Origin of the sequence: Echinicola strongylocentroti (assembly GCF_003260975.1) — a bacterium.
Classification (GTDB): domain Bacteria; phylum Bacteroidota; class Bacteroidia; order Cytophagales; family Cyclobacteriaceae; genus Echinicola; species Echinicola strongylocentroti.
This window is the reverse complement of record NZ_CP030041.1, coordinates 5,582,065-5,606,475: the sequence shown is the minus strand read 5'-3', so window position 1 is coordinate 5,606,475 and position 24,411 is coordinate 5,582,065. Positions and strand designations below refer to the sequence as shown.

Sequence of the window (24,411 nt, the reverse complement as noted above, 5' to 3'; positions counted from 1 at the left end):
TGGCCATCGCTTAATAAGTGGAGATAATTATTCCTTATTTCAGCATCGGTTTTGCTCGCTTACAAAGCTGCAGTGCCAGCCCCCAAGGATCCTTCAACATGACCAAATGAGCGCCATCATCCAAGATATCATCACTGATCACCTCTGCCCCTGCAGCCACTAGCCTATCACGGTCAGCATCCGGATCTTCAGAAACCAAGGCCAAATGAAGCACCAAAGGGTGTTGGCTATTAAAGTCCAGCACAGGAGCTTTTGGATTATTATAAATCTCCAACATTATGGTACCGCTGTCATCGGCCAAAAATATCATAAATGGGCTGGAATCTTGTTTGCTGACTACACTAAGCCCTACGTGATTTTCATACCAATCGGACATCGCTCGTGGCTGGGCTACATTGATCGCAAAATGTTCAAATTTCATGTTCACTAGTTTTTAAAAGATGATCGTATTAAGTTTTGTTATCTGTACAAACTAAATAATTGTGTCGATACTCCAATACAGCACAATTAGGAAAGTATTCAGCCCAACATTATTCACAGCACTATTTCTTTATTTCTACGCTAGCTACTTCACTGGAAAATCCTTGATCAGGCTGTTGAGGTATACTTCCAAAAAGGTGTACGGTGTACCTGATTTAACTTTATTGCCATCATCAGGATCATTGGGGTCCAGTTCATTGGCCGTCTCCCAATTGTCTGGCATCCCATCTTGGTCCGAATCGGTGACAGGTGATCCCGCTTCCAGCAGCGGCCATCCTCCCACATCACTCTGGGTATCGATGATGCCATTGGTGCTACCATTTGAGCCTTCATGATCATAATCCCCGTTTCTGACATTGGCAATGATACGCGCGTCTACCTCATCCCGCTTCAGGTTGGCACCAGCATAATCCAGCACCAAATCATAAGCCTCTTCTGCTCCGTGGGTAGTAACGGTAAATCCCTCCATCTCACGGGCTTGATCCATCTTCATGGCTGCTTTGTCTGCTTCGCTCACTGTCCCGTAACTGCCATGGAACTGATTAAAGACACCATATGTCCAGTTCTCCTCAGAAGCCTGGCTACTGCCGTCAACGATATTGCCATTGATATAAAACTTGCCCCAAATATCGTACACCTCAGTTCCTTCGTTTTTATTCTTATCGATAGACACGATCCTGTTGCGCTTGCTACCAGATGGGGTAGCAGGCCCTGGCTTGTAGTAACAGTTCACGATATTGACATTCATGGCTTCGCCACCATAGGCCGCATTGCCACCCCAGTTATAGATCACATTGTTCCTGAGATCCACCAGGTCCGTTAAGGCAAACGCTTTACCGGCTTCCTCTCCGAGTCGTGGGTTTCTGCTGTCATGGTGCGCCAGGAGATTGTGATGAAAGGAGGCGTATTTTCCTCCCCAAATCCCTCCATAGCCATGAGAGCCTTTTTCGTGGACTGATGTCTTGAGGCTCTCAGCGATAATGCACCATTGTAAGGTAAAGTTTTCATTCGCATAAAAAGACACACATTCATCTGTAGACCAGCTCATGGAACAATGGTCAATGATGATGTCCTTATGAAACCGTCCTCCTAAGGCATCCCCTTCCTGCTGGGCAGTGTCTCCCATCCGAAACCGCAAATACCGAATGATCACATTATCGGCGTCAATGGTCACGGGGTAGTTGCGAAGGGTGACTCCGCCACCAGGTGCAGACTGTCCGGCTATAGTCACATTCCCTCTGGAAATATTCAATCGGGATGTTAGTTCTATTGTCCCTCCCACATTGAAAACAATGGTTCGTGGACCACTTTGGTTTAGCGCATGACGAAGCGTTCCTTGGCTATTGTCATCATCCAGTTTGGTTACATAATAGACCTTTCCTCCACGCCCGCCAGTAGCATACTGCCCATATCCTTCTGCCCCTGGAAAAGCATACTCAGGCCCCTCATAAGGTTCTTCTTCCTCCTCTTCCACTGGGTCTGGACCGGGTTCGGCACTGCTACAGGATTGCAGAAAAGTCATTAGCAGCATTGCGCCTAGAAGCTGAAATAGAAAACAATTGATTTTCATGGTTTGTTGGAATGAAAAGGTGCGGCTTTGCAGCCACACCTTTATTGGTTACTGATCAATCATGAATTTCCTAGAGCTGGGCTCTCCACCGGGGATCACCGCTGTCATATCGGCCAGCGAAGCCTCTGTCTTGGAAGTTAAAGTCATTATTGGCTGGATCCACCCAAAGATCCGATTGGGCACCATTATAGTTTCCGACAGGGAATCCAGTTATTTCACCACTAGAGAAACTGAAATCATTGGTACTATAGACATTCACTATGTCAAAATTAGTATCCTCCAATCCATCATAAATCCCCCTAATCGCATAGTTATCTTCCATGGCTTCATCCCATCCATGGCCAAAGATACTATTGTGAATCACAATGCCTTGGGCGACATTATTATTGCCATCTCCCCCTCTGTAGCGGAAGAAACCGGAGCCTCCATTTACAAAATTGGCAAAGGTACAACTCTCGATCACAAATGACTCAGAGTTACTACGGGAGGTCACCCCGAATTGGATCTTATTGAAAGTGGAGTTTTCCAATCTGATGTTCTTGATCATGGCCGTAGCTTCTGTATCTACCGTAAACAGTCCATAACCGCCAATGCTGTCCACCACTGAGTTTCTGATGATATAATTATCAATAACTGTACTGGTACGTGCCCTGATAATACCACGGAAAGTCCCGATTTCACAATTGTCAAAGATCAATTCACCCACGTGGACATTTTCGCGATTCGGGTTAAAGACATAGTCTCCTCCATAATCTTCCCCTCTCAGCTCCAAGTCGATGAAACGGATATGATCGATATCCGAATTATCATCAATGTCCCAGTTGCCTGTGGTATACAGTTTGGCTTTCTGCTCACCAAAACCATAGGCTGCACGAATGGTGATGGATTTGTTCAGGTTATCCTCTGGGAAATCATAGGTCACCCCGCGCTGTACTAAAATAGTGGCGCCGTCGGGAGCCATGGCCACTGCGTCAGACACTGCAGAAGGGCTGGTATTTGCTCTTATGTCAATTACACCAGGTGCACTAGGATCAATATCCTGAGGCAATGTGGTATAATTTACCCAACCTCGAAGGACTTCCTCGCTGTATATGGCCACTTGATATTCCATTTCTGGCGTTAGACCGTTAAGGATCATGTCACCAGCTTCCTGCTCCTCAGCAGATACTTCTTGCTCGATCAATGGTGTTTCCAGGTATAAGTCTTCCGCGCTATACGCCTTCACTTCCGTCACGGCTGCACCGATGGTTTGCCAAGTTACATGAGCGGCCACGTCGATCACATCATAGCTTTCCGGATCATTAAGGATCGTCGGAAATCGCTGGGTACGGACTGCTCCAAGATCAGAAATTTTACTGTCAAACTCCTGCTCTTCGGCATGGGCAGTAGCCCTCACCTGATAGAGCATGTCCCAAAAAAGGGATTGTCCTAAGAGCTCTTGGTTCAATTCCACATAATTGGTATCCGTTTCGATCACATACTCTGGCGCAGTAGCAAAGGAATCCCTGCTTACCTCCAAGGTATAGGATACTGCCTCTTTCATTTTCCCCATATTGACGATGATCGTATTTTCTTCCGAAAACAAATCCTCAATCAACACAGGCCTGAAAAGCCTAGTTTTCTCAAACATTTCATCATCTTCCTTACAGCCGCTGATCACGATCAGGCCTAGCATAAGGATACAGACGCTTTGATATATATTGTTTTTTATTAATCTCATTGGTTCCATTTTTAGCATTAGAGGTCAATCCTTAAAATCCATAACCGTCGTTTATTAGCGTCCCTTGGCTATTGGCGATAGCCTCTGTGGGAATAGGGAAAATGTACCGCACCACGCCCGGTTGGGGACCGTTGATGTAGTTTTCCCAGTCTTTGGTCACCCATTCTTGGTACCCAAATTCATCACTATGAAGTGCTAACAAAAATGATTGCTGCGTCCACGTATCATCTGGTGGAGCGACCACGCGCTTATTAGGGTTCAAAATGGTGAAATCTCCATTTTCATTCACTTTCCAATACATGTAATCAGGATACTGTGTGGTACCGTTAAAGGCCGCATCAGCCAGTTCCTTTAATCCTTCCACTGTCTCGGCCATCTTATCGGAATATATCCCCCAGCGGATCAACTCATACTTACGGATCATCTCTCCACCGAATTCCCAAGCACGCTCATCTACAATCGCTTCGAAAAAGGTATCTTTTCCTCCTGAAACTTGCCCCACATAGGCATCCACTTTCTGTCCCCAATGGGCGGCATCAAAGGCCCTTCTGCGTACACGCTTCAGTGCTTCCTGGGCTGCTGCTGTCGGTCCGTTCAGCTCATTCTCAGCCTCAGCAAACATCAATAAAACATCTGAATAACGCATCATCGGCCAGTTGATACCGGTACCTTTCGCAGTGGATTTACCGGGAGGTGTCGGCAGGAAGTGACGGCTCCATTTTCCTTGGCCGATATCCAGTCCACCATTGACAAATTCATAGGTAAACTCCGTGGTCACCTTATAAAGTGAGCACGTCACATCCCTTCTTGTATCCAACGTATCAAAGGAAAGGTAATAGGTAGGCGGAATCGCCATGTAGTTATTTCCAGAACCATAATCATGGGAAGCAGTATTGCCCCCTCTACCCTTACACCAATGTTCCATCCTACATCGCCATTGCCCAAAGCAAAAGGCACTTCAAATAACATATCGTTATTTACTGGAGTCTGGAAGGTACATTGATTCATAAAAACCTGGCGGAAGCTGGGGTTAAGCTCTCGGTCCTTTAGACTGATCAGCTTTTGTGAGTAGTCCTTAGCTATTTGATAATAGTCCAGGTAGTCACTTTCCCGAGTCATCGTCAAGTCCGGATTCAAGAAATACCCCCCTCTTTGCAGTGAAAGACGGGCAATCATCCCCAAGGTATATTCTCTATTTACCTGCTCAATGCCATTGGGTACCTGATCGGCCCAAAGCATTTTTTCTTCCACATTGGTCAGGTTTTCGATCTCTTGTGCAAGGATGACATTACGGTCTTCCTTGGGAAGGTTAAAATCAAGGCCAGCCTTGGGCGCTTCGATCATATAAGGCACATCGCCGAAATAATAGGTAAGCATACTGTACCAATATGCCCTCAACGTATAAGCCTCTCCCAAAAGTTGGTTCATCGTCTGGGCGGTCGCTGCATCAGTAGACTCCAGCATGCCGCTGGCTTCCATACCTTCTATCGCGATATTGGCATCACGGATGGCACGATATGCATAGGTCCACACGATCTGGAGGTCGCGGTTACTCTCCAATGCTTCCAAATCCCAAATTTGATAGCGGTCACCGTTATTTCCCCATCCACTGGAATGCTCAATATCTGTATTACCGGTCATGTTATTGGATAACCTGGACCGGAAGGCATCTTGGCCAAAATGAGAATAGACGGCATTGACCCCTTTTCTGGCATCATCCACATTTGAATAAATGTAATTGAGATCAAAGGTAGAAAGCGATTCTGGCTCTAGGAAGTCCTGACAGGATCCCATCAATGTCGCCGTAGCCGCTGCTATAATTATATGTTTGATTTTCATGATAGTTCTCTGTTTAGAATGTCACATTAACACCTACTGTATAAGACCTGCTTCGTGGGAAGGAAGAATAATCCACCCCAGGTGTCAAAGCCGAGTAGCTGCTGCTTCTGCTGGTACTTACCTCCGGATCGTAGCCAGAGTAATCTGTCCACAACTTCAAGTTGTTTCCTGTCGCATAAACCCTAAACTGGGACAGTCCAATCCGAGAAATCAACTCAGTGGGTAGAGAATAGCCTACCGTTAGGTTGTTCAACCTGATGAAGGACCCATCTTCAATGGCCCAAGAGTGAATCACTGCATTGGCAATACCGTAGCTATTGTGTGACCAGATGTTTTTTCCCGCATTCATTTCCTCTAATTGTGTAAGATCCGTTACGATCTCACCGGGAGTTCCTGTGTACGTTCCATCCACATCCAAATAGGTATAGCGGTTGTCAGAAGACATGGTCGTCAGCATATTACCGTAAGTAACCCTTCTGAACTGGTTGTATTGGATCTTGCCCGTGTTATAGACATCATTTCCAAATTGATAATTGAAGAATATCGCAGCATCGAAACCTTTCCACCTTGCATTGACACCGAATCCACCTTGGTTTTTGGGAAGGGTATTACCGATGACTTTTCTATCATCAGCATCGATTTGGCCATCGTCGTTGAGGTCTTTCAGCTTCAAGAATCCCGGTCTGATATTGGTATTGCCGACTACAGAAGTGGAGTTTGGCACGTCAGCTTTCAAGATGTACTCACCCGCTGTTGCATCATAGCCTTCAAAATCATCCTCGGTATAGTATCCGTCCGTCACATAGCCATAGACATCTCCTATCTTGCCTCCTACGCGAAGGTAAAAGTCATTGATATTGTTCAAGTCGGTACTGGCCCAGTTGGACTGGAAGAATCGCTCATTGGTGCCATCCAGCTCCTCTACTCTCGCTTGGTTAAGCCCTGTATTGAAGTTTACAGAAAGGGAAAAATCCGGTTTGTCGATAATAAAGGCATTGATCCCCAGTTCCACCCCTTGGTTAGAGGTGCTGCCCACATTGTTCCATTGGGTAGAGAAACCAGTATTTGGAGGAATCGCAGATTGCAATAACAGGTCCCGTGTGACATTTCTATAAAAGTCCAAGCTACCTTCTACTTTTGCCTTGAATAGCGTAAAGTCCAAACCAATGTTTTTGGTAATGGTCGTTTCCCACTTCAGGTCTGGATTATAAAGTGTGCTGCTGGATGGTTCGTAATACACATTATCGGTATTGCCAAAACCAGGGCCTCTGTTAGTGGACGCGCTGAACAGAAACTGTGTAGCGGTGGTCTCTATCCGGTCATTACCCGTCTCACCCCAGCTTAAACGTAGCTTTAATTCATCTACCCAAGAAGAGGCCTTCAAGAAGTCTTCCTCAGATATTTTCCATCCTATGGCCACCGCTGGGAATACACCTACCCTATTGTCTTTGGCAAACTTACTGGACGCATCCGACCTTACGGTAGCGGTAAAGAGGTATTTCCCCATAAATTGGTAATTGGCTCTACCAAAAAGTGAAAAACGATTTGAATTGGTATAGTCTTCCGTTTCATGACGGTCTGCACGACCAAAGGTCATATTGGCAAACAATTCCTCTGGGGTAATGGACAACCTGAAATCTTCTGCACGAAGGAAATTTCTTTTTCCTCCTGAAGAATAAACCTCCTGCCCAACTAGAAAGTCCAGTGCGTGGTCATCGCCCAAATTGTCAAATTTATAGGAAACACTGTTTAGCCACCGGTAAGAAAAGCTAGACCTATCGTCCCTTTGGCCCAGTGGCATATTGTTACCATTATTGAAGGATTCACCGGTCAAAGGACCATAGAATCTCAAATCTTCCCTAAAGTCTCTGGAACCATTAAAGGTGGACTTGAAGTTCAGGTCGTCGATTATTTCCCATGTCAGCCCCGCGTTGAATACATAATCATATTCGGTACGCTTTCTCCAATCTTGTTTGGCTAACTCCACCGGGCTTACAAGACTAAGTAAGAAGGATTGAAAATCATCTTCCGAGTTGATTTGGTTCATATCAATGTCCAACTCATCGGCAATACCATTGGTAGGACGTGTTTGGATAGCGTCTTCAATGTTAATCTGGGCATTCCCTGAGGTACCTGCTCCATCGATTACTGTATGGGTCACCCTAGCTCCTATGTCCATGGTCAGCTTTTCTGCCAACTCATGTTTCAACTTAAAGTTGATTACATTCCTTTCGTAACCAGAATTGAGCATCAGGCCTTCATCGGTATTGTTGGTAAGGCTGAGCATAAACTTGGTCTTTTCCGTACCTCCGCTAATGCTCAAGTTATGGTATTGGCTTAGCTTAGGATCTCCAAAAAGCTCATCTTGCCAATCGGTACTTGGCTTTTGCTTGTATAGTTCCAAGTCGTCATAGACACCATAAAACTTCTCAAAATTTCTCACCGCCGCATTGGACTGGAGTTTGGCGTATTCATAATTGGCAAGTGCAAATTCATAAGAATCCAATACATTATACCTTCTGTCCGCCGGAAGGCTTTTCCATTGGAAGAAGTTGTTATAGGAAATACTTGTCTTGCCCGCTTTGGGTGTTTTGGTAGTGACCACGATCACCCCGTTGGCTGCTTGCGCACCATAAATAGCCGTAGCCGCAGCATCTTTCAAAACGGTAATGGCTTCAATGTCTGTCGGAGGAATATCGCGTATACTGCCGACAATAAACCCATCCACTACATAGAGCGGAGCATTGTCCTGAGTCACTGACCCACCGCCCCTCACACGGATGACCACATCCGCGCCAGGTGAACCATCGGTGGTCATTACCCGCACACCCGGAAGTCTTCCGGTAATCGCTTGGGCAGCACTTGCCACCGGAATCTTGGCCAGCTCTTTGCCGGACATAGACGCCACGGATCCGGTCATGTCGGTCTTTTTTACCGTTCCATAGCCATAATCCACCACTTCGACCATGTCCAATTGGGCCACATCCATCTCCATGGTCACATCCACTGTGGACCTGCCATCGATGGGGATTTCCTGCTTGATCATGCCAATGGAGGAGAAAATCAAGGTGCCATTTGGATCATTTACGGTCAGCTTATAGGCACCTTCCAAGTCGGTACTGGTGCCCGTTCCTGTTCCTTTGAGCAATACGGTGACACCAGGAATGGTCTCACCTTCAGAACTCCTGACTACGCCGGTAATTTCCAGTGCTTGGGCCTGTAGGTCCACCACACCGATTACCATCAGCATCAAGAGCATTGAGATGCACCGGGCATAGCCCGATAGTTTTTTGGTAAACATCATTTCGATATTAATTGGGTTTAGTTAATAAATATTGCCTTAAGCTCATGGGAAAAATACCCTGAGCATACACTTATAAAGCCACAGCCTGAATAATCGAATAACAGCAACTATTTCTTACTCCGGATGGAGAAGGATTGAGGGAGTTTTCATTGGTTTTTAATTAAGGGTTTATTAATCTAATTGACTCTTACAATGCTCAATTACTTTAACATTGCGCAATCGATTGCATTTTAATTATTATTTTTCTCAATTACAAGTAATTTTTACACTTATTAATTATGGAGATATAATAGTATACAAATTAATTTTTTGAATTATTGCTCAAAATCAAATTATACTAAGTACAAAACCGCTAGCTGAAACGATTTATAATCATGCAATCGATTACTTTTCATAGAGACGACTTTGCAAAAGTGGCAATAACTTCTCACCACAGTTTCTTTAAAAATTGATCCACTTTATTAACTGACTCGTCAAACCATGGCTCAAAAAGCCAAAAAGGATGGGGGCTATCCTCAAAACCGTGTACTTCACTATACACTCCCAATTGATCCAGTTTATGGATCATATCGTCTTGCCCAGCATGGAACCGAGGGTATTGACTGTTCAAAAATAGCGTAGGGACAGCGCCTTCACCTACTTGGTGCAAGGCAGATGCTTCCTCCCAAATATCAGGGACTTCTTCATATGTCCCGCCCAACCACTGCGCGGCTACAGTCCCTTCGGAAGACGCTGGATGGTGAAATGCCAAGACCCCATCCATATCGATCAGCGCATGTACACTAGCAGAAGCCGCTTGGTCAGAAGAAGGAGATTCATACTCCCCTCTTCCGTTGGTCATCGCGACCAAGGCGGCAAGCTGTCCGCCCGCTGATCCACCCGAAATGGCCACACGATTGGTATCAAGACCGTAATCTTCAGCATGGGATTTTAACCATTTGATAGCGTCTTTTACGTCATGGACACCTGCCGGATAAGGAGCTTCCAATGAAAGCCTGTAATCCATCACCGCCGTTACATAGCCTTTCTTGGCCAATGCTCTGGCCAATGGTGCCTGTAAGGAGCGATCGCCAGACCGCCATCCGCCACCATGCACCATGAGAATGCCCGGAAGTTTGTCTTTTTTACTGTGCTCAGGGTAAAAAACATCCATCTTTAGGCTTCTGTAACCTAGGTCCTTATAGCTAATATTCTTCTCCAAAACACCATCCACAGAGACATCCCTAACAGGCTCTATAGCAGGAAAATACTCTTTATGCTTTTGGTAAGCATCTTCAAGGTTAAATGAACTGTCTATTTGATAGCCGTACCAAGGAAAACCATAGGCATTGGTTTGGGATGTTTGTCCTGCAAAGATATGCTCAAGGGTGTACTGTGTTGCTTCCTCTTCTGTAAGCTGATGCGCCCACTCTACTCGTTCTGCCTTATTGGCTCCTTTGCCTTCAGAGCCAAACTCTGCATAAAATATCGTCTGTTTCACTTGTGGCCGTCCCCAATCATTCCAGCCTTCAGGCAGGATATGGTCTCCCATTTGACAATTGATGAACACCGTTTTGGCATAATCCCGCCATGGCCTGCCCAAGAAAACCCTATCCACCCCCTCTGCGGCAGTTAACCGACAATCCTTAAATACATATCCGTAATCCACCCATTCTGGAGTAGAAGCGGCTGTTATGTAGGAATTTGACTTGGCATGAATTTCACAATTATCAAACAGGGCTGTAGCCGACCCAAAGATAAAATCAGTCGTCCCCTCGATATAGCAGTCTTTATAATATTGTCGGCTATTTTCACCTGAGGCAAACATGGTGTCTTGGCCTCCTATAAAATGGCAGTTTTCGAACACCAAACGGTCTCCCTCTGCATGAAGTGCCACCGCCTGTCCCACCGATCCCGCAGTATTCTGAATGGTCAGGTCCTGAAACCTCAGGCTATTCCCCCATACCAGCAATGTATAGGAATCAAAGGTGTCCATGTAGTTTTTACCGGTATGGTCATCATAAGTGATGATGGTTTTGTCTGGTCCATCACCTTTAAATGTCACATTGGTAATGGTGCCGGGGATCTCCAGTTTTTCTTTGTAAACACCCTCTTTGATGTAAACGGTAATGGGTTTAGGCAAGTAAACCCTAATGGCTTCCAGTGCATCAGCGATATACAAAAAATCCCCAGTACCGTCCTTAGCGACCACAATATCCTCTTGGACTTTCCCCTTGAGGTCACGCACTTTACCATCTTTGGGATACGAATTCACGTGCTGGGCCTGTACAGAAGTGACAATCCAACACAAACAACATACAACCCAAACCGATCTTAAATAGAACATCGTTATTTTTTTATAGTGGTAAACACAATTCGATAAGTCATTTTGTACGTCCCTTATTAGTGTTGTCCAGATTAATTATTAGATTTCATTGTCAATTATTGTAATCGCTAGTCATTTACTAAAATCCTATTGTGTTTCTCTTTGCTCCAAAATAACCCCACCTAACCTCCCCTAAAAGGGGAGGATTGACTCAAGACTCATATCTCACGTCTCAATACTCAAGACTCACTACTTCTTCCCTGCCCTTTGCTCAACTCTTACTACCTAATCCTTCAGAAACATCACCAACTCGGGCAGCTCCCTTTTTAGTTCAGCTACTGCAAGGTCACATACTTTGAACGCTCCCGTTGGGCTGAGGTGGGTATTGTCTTCTTTTCCATCCTCAAACCGTTCATAATCCCCAGGCCTGTAATGCAGGAAGAGTTCCTTGGATTTTTCCTCTCCAAACTGCTCTATTACTTCCACGGTCTTTTTATGCAAATCAAAAAGTGGGATATTATATTCTTCAGCCACTTCTCTTACCACTTCGGAGTATCGACCATGGGTATCCACCAAGGTGCCATTTTCATAGCTCCTTCTGGAAATTGGCGTGGCCAAGACAGGCTTACCTCCTTTTTCATACGTCTCTTCGATATAGCGGATCAAATTATCCCTATAACCTGTATCGGGAGCTGCATACCGTTCTGGGGATTTCGATTTTTGGTCATTATGACCAAACTCGATAATCACATAATCTCCCGGATGTATCGACTGAAATACCTTATCCCAATGCCCCTCGTCCCTAAAACTCTTGGTACTTCTTCCATTCAGGGCGTGGTTTTCTACCCGAACCCCTTCTTTAAAATACAGCCCAAAGACTTGCCCCCAACCCTTTTCCGGATTGTGGCCAGTATAAGGCTTATTGGCCATCGTGCTATCGCCAATCATAAAAATGGTGATCTCGTGGTTCTTTGGTACAAAGGACAAGAGCAGGCCAGCAATAGCCACAAAAGAGAGTATAAATCCGATTTTATTGTTCATCCTTAGTTAACTTTTAGTGCGTTGGTAGGTACTTTAGTACCTGTTGATACTTGTTCATTTATGGTGGAAAAATCCGCTTTGTCAAGCTGGATTGCTTCCGAAAGTTCTCCTAAAATCCTTACAGGTGTCTTTCCGTTTTCGTCAAAGGCAAATCCACTGACCTTGACATTCTGGCTGTTGTAAATGGTCAATGCAGCAGTTTTCTTGGCTTTCACTTGTACATTTTTTAAGACCAATCCATCGGTATCAATCACCGTAATGCCGTTTTCGGCTTCCAGCAGTGCATCTTCAAGGCGTACATTTTCCAAACTCTTTTCTGGCAATCCCATAAAAAATGCAGCGGTTTTAGAACCTGTCACGGTAATGTTTTTCATAAAAATATCCCTAAAAACCGGTGTTTCTTCCGTTACGGGTACGATCGTTTCATCCCTTGCTTCATCTTCTGCATCCTGGTCCTCTTCAAGCACGGGTGAATTTCCACCATAAAACATGTTAAAACGGATCGCATCTGTAGGAATGTTGATCATATCAATATCAGAAATGTGAATATTCTCCACTACTCCTCCTCTTCCGCGGGTGCTTTTAAACCGTAAGCCCACATCTGTACCGATGAAGGTACAATGGGATACATGTACGTTCTTCACACCACCTGACATCTCACTGCCCACCACAAATCCTCCATGGGCATGGTAAACCGTATTGTTTTTCACAATGACATTTTCTGTAGGCATTCCCCTGTCCCGTCCGTCTTGGTTCTTGCCGGATTTAAAGCAGATCGCATCATCCCCCACATCAAACGTGTTATTATAAATCAGGGCATTCTTACAAGATTCCAGGTCCAGCCCATCGCCATTTTGGCTGTACCACGGGTTACGAACATTGAGGTTTCGAATGACCACATTTTCGCTCATCAATGGATGGATGTTCCATGCTGGGGAATTCTGAAAGGTCGGTCCATCCAAAAGCACTTTATCGCACTTTACCAAGCTGACCATCACAGGGCGCAAAAAATCCTTTACGGAAGCCAGTTCATCTTCGCTGATCAAATCAGGGACATTAAAGTTGGTGCTGCTTGTGTGCCCTTTTTTGGACTTGGCAGTAGGAAACCACATTTTCTCATCGTCAGAAAGTACGCCACCCGACTTAAGCAGCTTATCCCACTGTCCTGCAGTCATTTTGCCTTTTTTCACTGGCCGCCAAGCATCCCCGTTTCCATCGATTACTCCAGTACCGGTAATGGCGATATTTTCAGCTTCAAGGGCATTGATTGGCGAAATGCACCGAACCGTGTTCAAGCCTTCAAAGCTGGTCTTGACCAATGGATAATCATCAAAATCCCTGCTGAAGAGCACCAATGCTCCATCTTCAAGGTGCAGGTTGGTGTTGCTCTTAAGTGTGATGGGGCCAGTAAGCCAAATCCCTCTGGGAACGACTACCTTTCCGCCACCAGCCTGTGCTATTTCGTCGATGGCCTTGGCAAAAGCATCGGTATTTTTCACTATACCATCTCCCTTCGCTCCAAAATCCATGATATTAACTGTTCGGTCTGGAAAAGATGGAAGCTCCACTTTAGGCATGTCGATTTCCACTCCTTCATAGATACTCGGATCCACAGGGACTATCTGCCTGGCATGGCTCCAGCCGCTCCATAATGCCAGCGCCGTGATCAGTAGTATGTTTATATAGTTTTTCTTCATAATTGATGGGTTTAATGTTCCTTGTCAAATGCCGCAAATTAGCGTGGAAAACTCATGTCTTTTTAGTTGATTAGTTTCATTGATGTCATTGGTAGGCAACCCTTCGACATCGGTCAGGGTAACTCACTTATAGCGCCCCTCACTGTCACTTAGCGCTGAACCAACTATTCTCCAATTTTACAATCTTTCAGTTCCCAAAATCACTTCGAAAACCTAAACCAGTCCACATCCGCGTATCCTGAATCGTTAATTTTCTCATCCCTGATAGCAAAAAGCCCCACTTTAGCCCCTATCCATTTTCCGGGTACAGCGGTAAAAGTATCATCAATGTCGGTAAACGTCTCACCATCCTCACTGAAGGAAAATTGGCAAATGGCTCCTTCTGCTACTCTCACCCTTAACTGCACCGTCTGATCGGATACCTTCTTAATGATGGTCTCCTTTTCCGGTTTTCCATGCTCTGCATCATCACATTCCACGTATTTCAAATAAACCCCATCCTCTTCGCTCTCTAAGGCCAGGTAGGCGTAGCTCATTCCCATGACGATAAAACCTACCTTTTCATTTTGGAGTTTTTCGTTCGGGTGGAATGTCAATTCGGTCGTTGTGGTAAACTCTTCAGCAGGGAACTTCTGCAAAAGTAAGTTGGATGCTGCCCAAAGGTTTTCAGCACCTTCAGGAAGTTGGTCAGTGTACAGTCGGAGCATCCCTTTGGCGGGATTGGCAAATGCCCAGGTTGCCTTGGGGTTGGCATGCCACTGCCATTGCAGTCCGATATCATTTCCTTCAAATTCATCCGAATCATCTACTGTTGCGACAGGGTAACTTTTGCCCACATCAGGCTTCTTATAACGCATCACAGGCTCTCCGGTACCGTCACCATCTTTGTCTTCTCCCATGGTGGGCCAGTCATTTTCCCATGTCATCGGCTGCATGTGGACGATCCTGCCGTAAGCCTCCTTATCCTGAAAGTGGACAAACCAGTCCTCACCGCTTTCGAGACTCACCCAGCCACCTTGGTGGGGGCCATTGATGTCTGTCTCTCCCTGTTCGAGTGAAATGTGCTGTTCATAGGGTCCATAAGGATTCTTTGATCTAAGAATCAGTTGCCATCCTGTCGACACACCACCTGCAGGCGCGAAAATATAATAATAGCCGTTACGCTTATAAAATTTAGTTCCTTCCACGGTAGGTTGGTCCTCGTGGCCATCGAAGACAATTTTACCAGCCCCAGTGGTTTTGGTCCCATCAGCACTTAGGGGTTTTACGACCAAGACACTTTTGATCCCCGCCCGGCTTCCTGCAAAAGCATGTGACAAATAAGCATTGCCATCTTCATCCCACAGAGGACAAGGATCGATCAATCCTTTTCCTGCTTCTACCAAAACGGGTTCTTCCCATTCGCCAGCAGGATCTTTCGTCTTTACCATATAGATCCCAAAGTCAGGGTCACCCCAATAAATGTAGTACTCCCCTTCATGATACCTGAAGGCTGGTGCCCAAACACCATCGCCGTGCTGGGGCTTGCTAAAATGGTCCAATGGAACCTGACGATCCAGTGCATGGCCCACCAACTCCCAATTCACCAAATCTCTGGAGTGCAAAATCGGGAGACCAGGAGCCACATTAAAGCTCGAGGCAGTCATGTAAAAATCACCTCCGACCCGGCAAAGGTCCGGATCTGAATAATCTGCGTGGATGATGGGATTGATATAGGTGCCATCCCCTTGGTCTGCCACCCATACTGCTGAAGGGCCGCTATCCTGCGCAAAAACAGACACAGTAGTCCCTATACCGAAAGCTAATCCGGCCAATAATGGTCTAAATAATTTCATGAATGGATTATTTTTGATTGTTCAGTTACTTCATTGGTCTAATCATACTAGGGGCTTGTAACTGTAAAATCACGTGTAAATACTATTCTGTCCTTATATCAACTCCTACTCCAAAACTAGAGCAACACAAAACATCTCCATGTCCCATATTTCATTGATCTTCACTTTCACCTTGAAGGACATGAATTGGGTTCCAGTCATCTTCTCCTCCCAAAACATTTTGTACAGTATAGGCTTTTGCAATATCGGGCGTAAGCTGCCAAGACCACATAACCCTATCATCAGGAGCAGCTCCAGGACCGTAGGACCTAAACTCAGCATAAAAACTGTTTTCTTCGGCCGAGGGCTTCTCCCAATTGTGCCAACCTTCCGGTTTGATATGGCTCCCCATTTCACAACTGATAAATATCGTCTGGGCATAATCTCTCCAAGGCCTCCCTAGGTAAACACTTTTATCAGGGGCGTCACTTGTGAGCTTGCACTTGATAAATACAAATCCATGCAGGCTCTTTTTATCTGTAGAAGCCGCTGTAATGTAGCTCCCCCCGTCTTTGGAAAAAATCTCGCAGCCTTCAAAAACGGCCGTGGACCATCCAAAGATAAAATCCGTCGTTCCTTCGATATAGCAGTTTTTATAGTACTGTCGGCTATCTTTTCCATGCGGATAAAGTGTATCTTGGTAGCCTAAAAACCTACAATTTTCAAAAATCACCTTATCGCCATCCACCCTGACCGCTACCGCTTGTCCTACTGGACCGGATGAGTTCTCGAAAGTGATATTCTTTGCCACAAACCCATCTCCAAATACAAAGAAAGAGCTGGAGCCTGTGGTACCCAATTCTTCTCCGAACTTATTTTTCTTTGAGGCATAATCATCATAGGTAATGATCGTTTTAGATGCATCGTTCCCAATCAAGTGTACATTGGTCTTCGAAGAGGCTAAGGTCAATTTCTCCTTATACGTTCCCGGTTCCAGAAATATTCGGGTTATTGATTTCCTGAAATCAGGGATACTGTTAAATGCCTCTTGGATGCTTACATAATCACCAGATCCGTCTTTGGCTACTGTAATATCATATTCCTGTGCCTGCAAAAAAGAGGCTGTTAAGCAAAAGAAAAGGAGAATTGTATACTTTATATAGGTTATTTCTTTAGTTGGCATGCTGTAAGAATTGCGGTCTATTGTTCGTTTAAAGCATGGAAATTAATAAATATTCCCTAACACTGCTCATTTTAATGCTTCATTTTGCAAAGAAGCCAAAATAAAAGGCCCTACAGCTTTGGGATCATTGTCTCTTTGGGGCTCTCCAATATAATATTCGTATGAACCATCACGGTAAGGATCTCCTCCCAGTCCAGCTACTGCACATACATTGGTAATACTGATACCACCGTCAGCATCTTCCCTGATAAATTCGTCCAAAAGACCTTGATAAGCTTTCTGCCCATAAGCCAGGTACTTTTGATCAAGGTATCCCTTGCTTACACCCTTCAATAGGAAATAAGTAAACATGCTCGAGCAAGAAGATTCCAGGTAGTTTCCTTCTCGATCCCCTTGGTCCACCACTTGGTACCAAACACCTGTATCATCTTGGTACCGGATGATCCCGGCCGCAATTTTCCGGGCTACTCCGACGATCATGTCCCTTTTTGGGTGATCTTCCGGAAGGTAGTCAAGGACGTCGACGACGGCCATGCTAAACCACCCGATGCTTCTTCCCCAATAGTTCGTAGAAAGACCCGTCTCGGGGTCGGCCCACTTTTGTTCTTTGCTCTCGTCCCAAGCATGGTGATACAGGCCTGTTTCCTCACTGTAGCCATACTTGTCCATCAGGTAAATCTGATTGGCTACATCGTCAAATAATGCGGGCTCATCAAATGTCGCCGCATAACGTGCCAGAAAAGGGGATCCCATGTACAGTCCATCCAACCACATTTGATGTGGATAGCGCTTTTTGTGCCAAAACCCTCCTTCTGAAGTCCTCGGGTGCTCACGCATCTGATCACGCAGCTCTTGGATGGCCAGTTTATACTTCTCCACCTTCGTCTCCTCATACAGCCCAATCAGAAAACGGCCTCCATTGACCCGGTCGATGTTATAGTCACTTTTCTTATAGGTCTTGATTGTACCATCTTTTTCGACCATAAAGTCTGCGAAATTCACTATATAATCGAGGTATTTTTGATCACCTGTCTCTCCGTACACTTCTTCCATGGCAGTCATGACCAATCCATGGGTATATTCCCATTTTGGCTTTTCATTAAAGTCTAACGTCCAGCCTTCCGGATTTCTTTTGATTTCTGAATCAGCCATCCAGGTAGAATATGGCTGTTGTTCTTCCGTATTCTGGACACTCCCTTCTGTTTTGGAAGATTGATTAGGGGAGCAAGAGGCAAATATAATGGCTGCAAATACTACCAGTATACGCAGTAGATTTTGATTGAGCTTAAACATAGAACAAAAGGTTAGATTATCGGCTTGGATTAGAAAACAATGACTTCGTTACGGATATTATTAATCGAATCAGTAAAAACGATTAAACCCGGATTATGCGTTAGGAATCGTAGTGAGAGCTGAAATTGCAAGAAAATCAGTTAGTTTGGAGGCATTAGCGTAGCACCGCTACGGTTATGCCGAAAACTAATGTGAAACGACTGATTTTGAAGCAGTTTCAGGTCGCAACACCTGTGCGCCGTGGCGTAGATAGGCTAATGCATATTCCGGGTTAAAGTTATTGTGCTGAGCTTTTACCGGAACGAGCTCTCTTGTTGCTGTTGGATAATTAAACAACAACTTAAAAAAATGGACTATGTAGGAGTTAATTCTATTTCTTTGGTTTTTCATCATTTTGGGGTTTAATCGTCAATTGAAATTTTGAATTAAAAGGTTAAGTTTTAAAGAGGATCGTTGAAAAGTCCCCCTCAAGCGAAGGGGACATTTCACATCATTAACCCTAAACTAATTATATTCTATACAAAATTCTTAGGTGCCCACTATTTTCGTTCTCCCTCTTTCTGCTACACCTTCACAATAATGAGCAATCGATTGCATAGTTAATTATTTTTTTTGATACATTAAAATTTAGCAGCAAATAAGTCATGAAATAATTTTATAATAAGGTAATAGCAGGATAATGCATTATTATATTTTACAAATATCATAATAAATTAAAAAAATACCTGAGGTAATTTTTGGCTATCAACCAATAAATAAAGTATATTGCGCAACCGATTACATAATATTCAACTATGAATGCGGTACATAACAGTAACCCATTATGATCATTAAATGCCAAACTTCGCGATAGGTTCCCAAAAGGGGCAATTGCCGCAAAATTGATAGAAATATCTTACATTTGAAGTTTTGGCAACCAGTTTGAAAAATCAATGAATAAGAGAAAGAAGGCGACGATACATGATATAGCATCAAAGTTGGGCATTACTGCCAGCACTGTTTCCCGGGCACTGAACAATCATCCGAGGATAAGTGATGCCACCAAAAAGCTGGTTACCAAAGCGGCAAAAGACATTAACTATCAACCTAACAATATCGCTGCGGCATTGAGAAATGGCCGAAGTCGATTGATTGGAATTATTGTCCCCACCGTAAACCGGAACTTCTTTTCTTCTGTGGTAAGAGGGATAGAAGAAATCGCCAATCAACTCAACTATAAAGTGATCATAAGTCAATCTTATGAAAATTTCGAGCAGGAAGTACAAATAGTAGACACCCTTCTCAGTGCTCGGGTAGATGGCGTCATCATGTCCATCGGAAAAAACACCGAGGACTTTGATCATCTGGAACGCATCGTTGAAAAGAGCATCCCATTGGTGCTTTTTGACCGGATTACTGATCAGGTAGAGGTCAATCAGGTGGTCATTGATGACTACTTGGGAGCTTACAAAACCGTGGAGCACTTGATTGAAAATGGCTACGAAAAGATTGCCCACTTCACCAATCCAAAAAAAATAAATATTTACAGCGAAAGACTGAGAGGCTATACAGATGCTCTTCGTGACAATGGCATTCCTTTTGACAAAAAACTGGTGATAGAAAGTAATATGCAATTGGAAGATGGTCAAAAATCGGTCTTGAAAATGTTGGAGAAAAAATTAGATTTTGATGCCATCTTTTCTTCCAGTGACTATGCTGCCATGGGGGCATTACAGATGCTAAAAGAAAAAGGCATCGATGTGCCGGAGCAAGTAGGATTGGCAGGATTTGGAAATGAACCCTTTACCTCTTTTACCACTCCTTCATTGACTACGGTAGACCAAGTCAGTATACCGATGGGAAATGTCGCTGCTGAACTGTTCTTTGAACTGCTCAAGACAGATCCAAAAAGATACGTTCCGCAAAAAACCGTGCTCAAGCCTGAGCTCATCATCAGAGAATCCTCTGCCCGGAAAGTAAAACAACCAAATGGATAAATAATTTTGATCTTTTGAAATTACAAAACAACAAACGTATATGTTGAATGAATTGAGCAATCGATTGCATGGTGCCAAAGACAAATTCCTATCAGATGACTTTCTATTGCAGAGTGAATTTGCCCAGCTGCTTTATCATGACTACGCCAAAGCACTACCTATTATAGATTACCACTGCCATTTGTCTCCAAAGGACATTGCCGAAAACAGGAAATTTAAAAACTTGACGGAAATTTGGCTCGCTGGGGATCACTATAAATGGCGTGCAATGAGAACGCTGGGCATAGACGAGAAATACATTACCGGCAAAGCATCCACCGACCAGGAGAAATTCCAAAAATGGGCCACAACGGTTCCTTATACTCTCAGAAACCCACTTTATCACTGGACACATCTAGAGCTAAAAAGGTACTTTGGCATCGAGGAGCTTCTCGGCCCTGAAACGGCCGATGATATTTATCAGAGGGCTACCGATTTGCTCCAGCAACCATCTCACCATACACAAGGTCTTCTCAGTCAAATGAATGTGGAAACGGTTTGCTCCACGGACGATCCTATCGATAGTTTAGAATACCATGTAAAGGCCAAAAACGACGGTACCAAGCCTAACCTCTTTCCGGCTTTCAGACCTGACAAGGCATATGCGGTCGAAAACCCTGCCGACTACATGGCTTATTTGGAAAAGCTCCAAGAAGTCAGTGGAGTATCCATCAATAAATACGGTGACTTATTGGCGGCCTTGGAGAATCGAATAGCCTTTTTCCATGACCATGGCGGCAGACTATCGGACCATGGCTTAGAGCAGCTTTATTTCTTCGAAATGGGTCAATACAGTGCTGAAGAACTGTTCAAAAAACTATCCGAACAAAAACCTCTCACTGTAGAGGAAATCCAATATTTCAAGTTTGAAACCTTACTGCACCTAAGCCACATGTACCACACCAAAGGGTGGACACAGCAATATCACTTGGGTGCCCTTAGAAACACCAATGAAAGGATGCTCCGCATTTTGGGCCCAGACACAGGGTTTGACTCTATTGGTGACTTCTCCCAGGCAGAAGCCATCGCCAAGTATCTCAACCAACTGGACAGCACAGACCAGCTGACCAAGACAATCCTCTATAACCTTAATCCTCGTGACAATGAAGTATTGGCGACCATGATCGGCAACTTCAACGATGGTTCTATCCGTGGCAAAGTGCAGTTTGGCTCGGGTTGGTGGTTTCTGGACCAAAAAGATGGCATGGAAAAACAGATGAATGCGCTTTCCAATATGGGACTGTTAAGCTGTTTTGTGGGAATGCTTACTGACTCCAGAAGTTTTCTTTCTTTTCCAAGACACGAGTATTTTAGAAGAACGCTTTGTAACTTGATCGGTAAAGATGTCGAAAATGGCGAACTACCTGCTGATGAGAAATGGCTCGGCAAGATCGTCAGTGATATTTGCTATCACAATGCCAAAAATTACTTTGAGTTTGAACAATAGAAATTTACGATAAACACATGAAAACACTCAACAGACAACATGTAGAAGGGCTTACAGAAAGGCCCGTCAAAGTTCTCCAGTTTGGGGAAGGCAACTTTTTAAGAGGCTTTGTGGACTGGATCATCGATACCATGAACGAAAAAACCGACTTTAACGGCGACGTGCAGTTGGTACAGCCTATCCAGCATGGTCTGGGCAAAATGATCAATGACCAAGAAGGGCTCTATCATGTACAACTCAGCGGTATCCAACAAGGCGAAGCCAAAGAGGAAACCCGCCTGATCACTTGTGTCAGAGGAGTCGTCAACCCCTATGAAAGCTATGAAGCGTACCTAAAGCTAGCTGAAAATCCAGACTTGAGATTTGTCGTGTCCAACACCACTGAAGCAGGGATCGCTTATAATCCACAAGACGATGACAGGGAAAAACTTCCCAGCTCCTTCCCTGGCAAACTGACCGCTCTACTCTACAGCCGTTTTGACATCTTTAACGGGGATAACTCCAAAGGGCTTCACATCATTCCTTGTGAACTGATCGATAAAAACGGGGCCAAGCTAAAAGAGATCATCCTTCAATATGCAGCCCTATGGCAGCTACCCAATGGCTTTATCCAATGGATCAATGAGGCCAATACCTTCTCCAACACGCTAGTGGACCGTATCGTCCCCGGGTTTCCAAAAGAGACCATCAAGGAGATCCAAGAAAACATTGGCTTCGAGGACAACTTGGTGGTAAAAGCGGAACCTTTCCACCTGTGGGTGATCGAAGGACCAGATGCGGTCAAAGCAGAATTTCCCGCAGAGGAAGCAGGGCTGGACGTGAAATTTGTCAAAGACCAATCTCCGTACAGGACCAGAAAGGTAAGGATCCTAAACGGCGCACATACCTCACTGGTACCCGTTGCTTATCTTCATGGCCTGAGAACGGTAAGGGAATCCGTGGAAGATCCGGTCATTGGGCCATTCCTGAACGAAACCATCCAAGGTGAAATCATCCCTACGCTGGATCTCCCTAAGGAAGAACTGGAGCAATTTGCCAATGACGTGATGGACCGCTTCAAGAATCCATTTGTAAAGCACCTTTTGAGTAGCATCGCCCTGAACTCCATATCCAAGTTTAAGGTAAGGGTATTGCCTTCTCTTTTGGAATATGTGGACCGAAAAGGCCAGTTGCCACCAAACCTGGTACGCTCGCTGGCTGCCCTGATCGTTTTCTATAAAGGAAGCTATAATGGCGAAGCCACCCCGGTACAGGATGATGAAGAAATCGTCAATTACTTCAAGACGATCTGGGAAAGCGATGACGTCGACCAAGTGGCAAACGAAGTGCTTAAAAACATCAATTTCTGGGACACCGACCTCACCAAAGTCGAAAGCCTCCAAGCAGCCGTGGCGGAGCAGTTAAGCCAACTGGTGGACAAGGAAAAAGTATAATCCCAGAATATGCATTAGCTTATCTATGACGATTCCTAATGCATAAATCGGGATAATTGATAAACCTCTAATATTGATTTAGAAAGAAAAAGGAAGCCAAAATTGGCTTCCTTTTTTTGATTAAGAAAACAACAGTTTCTATCCCGTCTTCAAGCTCCTTTTTGATCGAAGATACATCCCCATATAAATTAATAAACGGGATATAACCCTTCTGTTCACGCCGTTCACGCAAATAGACCGCACAGCTGTCTTCATCGGGGAAACGTTCATAAATTTTAGTATGTTCATAGCGTCAAAACTTTTTGTCCTGACACAAGTAACTACCATTTATCCGTATCATGAAACCAATGACACTAACTATCACTTTATATTTATTCGCCTACTGGCATAAAAACGTATAATCATAATATCTGATATTGAACTCATTTCATGGATAAGCAAATCAAAATTCATCATGTAGGAATTCTACATGTTCGTCGAAATCATCCGGCTTGTCCATCAGAAGAACACCACTCCAGTCTTTATCTTCTGGGTCTCCCACACCGTCAATAATGCAAAAAAAATCAAAGAACAATTCTCTTGCATTTAGTTGCAGAAGCCTTTCCAATAAAAGCCTACTGCCCTCCACATTTTCCTGCATTGCCTGATAGGCCTTGATCTCGGCTTCCCCATAGGGTTTTACTGCTGAAATGGACGAAAGGAAAGATTCCGTCTGCTGTCTGGAATAATCGTCTATTTGTCCGTTCAAATAATCGAGAAGTATTCTCCTGTTTTTTTCTGATAGTTTCATATCAATAATTGAATGTTACTTCTCCCTTCTTCCACTGATCAATCAAAATGTTAATCTCAAAAGCAATCATTCCGCCAGATTTCGCTAGTTCTTTCAGTTTATTTATTGCCTTTTTTTCGTCAACAATGAGATAATATTTAGCGGCAAAATTAACCACTGAGTTATTATTATGCTCCATTAAAGGTTCCAATCTTTTAAGTTGTTTTTTTTTTCTCAGCTCCTTGAAAATAGAATGTATTTCATCAAAAAGCTTATTAGCCCTTTTAGGGTTAACATTTACATACTTCTCCCTTTCTACGATTGTATCTATGAATCTTTTTATAAGGATTTCTTCAGAATCACTTAATTTTTGTTTAATCACCATGTTTATTTCATTTGTTGCATAATTTTCAACCCCCATTCCATTTGTTTCTGGAAGCTTTTTCCTGCTACCCATTGCCCAAAAGTTTTGTCACCTGTATTGACAATTCCCATTGGGCA

General features: G+C 44.2%; 17 protein-coding genes. 3 read left to right on the top strand and 14 right to left on the bottom strand.

All coding sequences use genetic code 11. The annotated features are described in order from the left end of the window. Positions 1 to 34: 34 nt before the first annotated feature. The 12 genes from DN752_RS22280 to DN752_RS22230 all read right to left on the bottom strand — a co-directional run bounded on the left by DN752_RS22280 (position 35) and on the right by DN752_RS22230 (position 18,246). Positions 35 to 421 (bottom strand): VOC family protein, encoded by a 387-nt coding sequence (locus tag DN752_RS22280; RefSeq protein WP_112786025.1) that lies wholly within the window; start codon positions 419 to 421, stop codon positions 35 to 37. Between the two features lie 144 nt (positions 422 to 565). Continuing rightward, a complete protein-coding gene (locus tag DN752_RS22275; RefSeq protein WP_112786024.1) occupies positions 566 to 2,050 on the bottom strand; it encodes a pectate lyase family protein in 1,485 nt (494 codons plus the stop codon). A 70-nt stretch (positions 2,051 to 2,120) separates the two neighbouring features. Next, positions 2,121 to 3,770, bottom strand: coding sequence for a DUF5123 domain-containing protein (locus DN752_RS22270; protein ID WP_112786662.1), 1,650 nt, complete (start codon positions 3,768 to 3,770; stop codon positions 2,121 to 2,123). Positions 3,771 to 3,801: 31 nt separating this feature from the next. Next, positions 3,802 to 4,626, bottom strand: a complete 825-nt coding sequence (locus tag DN752_RS25055; protein WP_245949365.1) for a RagB/SusD family nutrient uptake outer membrane protein — start codon at positions 4,624 to 4,626, stop codon at positions 3,802 to 3,804. After that, entirely contained in the window at positions 4,566 to 5,609 is a 1,044-nt protein-coding gene (locus DN752_RS25050) for a RagB/SusD family nutrient uptake outer membrane protein (RefSeq protein ID WP_245949363.1), read from the bottom strand. The genes DN752_RS25055 and DN752_RS25050 overlap by 61 nt, the downstream gene beginning before the upstream one ends. Before the next feature lie 13 nt (positions 5,610 to 5,622). Beyond that, positions 5,623 to 8,913: a SusC/RagA family TonB-linked outer membrane protein gene (locus DN752_RS22260; protein ID WP_112786023.1), complete on the bottom strand. Its 3,291-nt coding sequence runs from the start codon at positions 8,911 to 8,913 to the stop codon at positions 5,623 to 5,625. Between the two features lie 427 nt (positions 8,914 to 9,340). After that, entirely contained in the window at positions 9,341 to 11,239 is a 1,899-nt protein-coding gene (locus DN752_RS22255; RefSeq protein ID WP_112786022.1) for a pectinesterase family protein, read from the bottom strand. A 264-nt stretch (positions 11,240 to 11,503) separates the two neighbouring features. Further along, positions 11,504 to 12,259 carry a rhamnogalacturonan acetylesterase gene (locus tag DN752_RS22250; protein ID WP_112786021.1) on the bottom strand — a complete coding sequence of 252 codons (756 nt, stop codon included), beginning with the start codon at positions 12,257 to 12,259 and terminating at the stop codon, positions 11,504 to 11,506. A gap of 2 nt (positions 12,260 to 12,261) precedes the next feature. Then, the gene (locus DN752_RS22245) at positions 12,262 to 13,956 is read right to left on the bottom strand and encodes a glycoside hydrolase family 28 protein (protein WP_112786020.1); all 1,695 of its coding nucleotides are present in this window, start codon (positions 13,954 to 13,956) and stop codon (positions 12,262 to 12,264) included. 200 nt (positions 13,957 to 14,156) lie between these two features. After that, a complete protein-coding gene (locus DN752_RS22240; RefSeq protein ID WP_112786019.1) occupies positions 14,157 to 15,791 on the bottom strand; it encodes a glycoside hydrolase family 43 protein in 1,635 nt (544 codons plus the stop codon). Positions 15,792 to 15,942: 151 nt separating this feature from the next. Further along, positions 15,943 to 16,953 carry a pectinesterase family protein gene (locus DN752_RS22235; RefSeq protein ID WP_112786018.1) on the bottom strand — a complete coding sequence of 337 codons (1,011 nt, stop codon included), beginning with the start codon at positions 16,951 to 16,953 and terminating at the stop codon, positions 15,943 to 15,945. A 66-nt stretch (positions 16,954 to 17,019) separates the two neighbouring features. Then, the gene (locus DN752_RS22230) at positions 17,020 to 18,246 is read right to left on the bottom strand and encodes a glycoside hydrolase family 88/105 protein (RefSeq protein ID WP_112786017.1); all 1,227 of its coding nucleotides are present in this window, start codon (positions 18,244 to 18,246) and stop codon (positions 17,020 to 17,022) included. A gap of 932 nt (positions 18,247 to 19,178) precedes the next feature. Here DN752_RS22230 and DN752_RS22225 point away from each other — a divergent pair. Genes DN752_RS22225 through DN752_RS22215 form a run of 3 tightly spaced genes read left to right on the top strand, consistent with a single transcriptional unit; the run spans position 19,179 to position 23,141 of the window. Beyond that, entirely contained in the window at positions 19,179 to 20,222 is a 1,044-nt protein-coding gene (locus DN752_RS22225; RefSeq protein WP_112786016.1) for a LacI family DNA-binding transcriptional regulator, read from the top strand. 40 nt (positions 20,223 to 20,262) lie between these two features. Then, positions 20,263 to 21,708, top strand: coding sequence for a glucuronate isomerase (uxaC, locus tag DN752_RS22220; RefSeq protein ID WP_112786015.1), 1,446 nt, complete (start codon positions 20,263 to 20,265; stop codon positions 21,706 to 21,708). Positions 21,709 to 21,725: 17 nt separating this feature from the next. Continuing rightward, positions 21,726 to 23,141: a tagaturonate reductase gene (locus DN752_RS22215; protein WP_112786014.1), complete on the top strand. Its 1,416-nt coding sequence runs from the start codon at positions 21,726 to 21,728 to the stop codon at positions 23,139 to 23,141. Between the two features lie 442 nt (positions 23,142 to 23,583). On the opposite strand, the gene DN752_RS22210 is transcribed toward DN752_RS22215, so the two are convergent. Beyond that, positions 23,584 to 23,931, bottom strand: a complete 348-nt coding sequence (locus DN752_RS22210; protein WP_112786013.1) for a hypothetical protein — start codon at positions 23,929 to 23,931, stop codon at positions 23,584 to 23,586. Position 23,932: 1 nt separating this feature from the next. Next, positions 23,933 to 24,367: a DUF2019 domain-containing protein gene (locus DN752_RS22205; RefSeq protein WP_112786012.1), complete on the bottom strand. Its 435-nt coding sequence runs from the start codon at positions 24,365 to 24,367 to the stop codon at positions 23,933 to 23,935. Positions 24,368 to 24,411 lie beyond the last annotated feature (44 nt).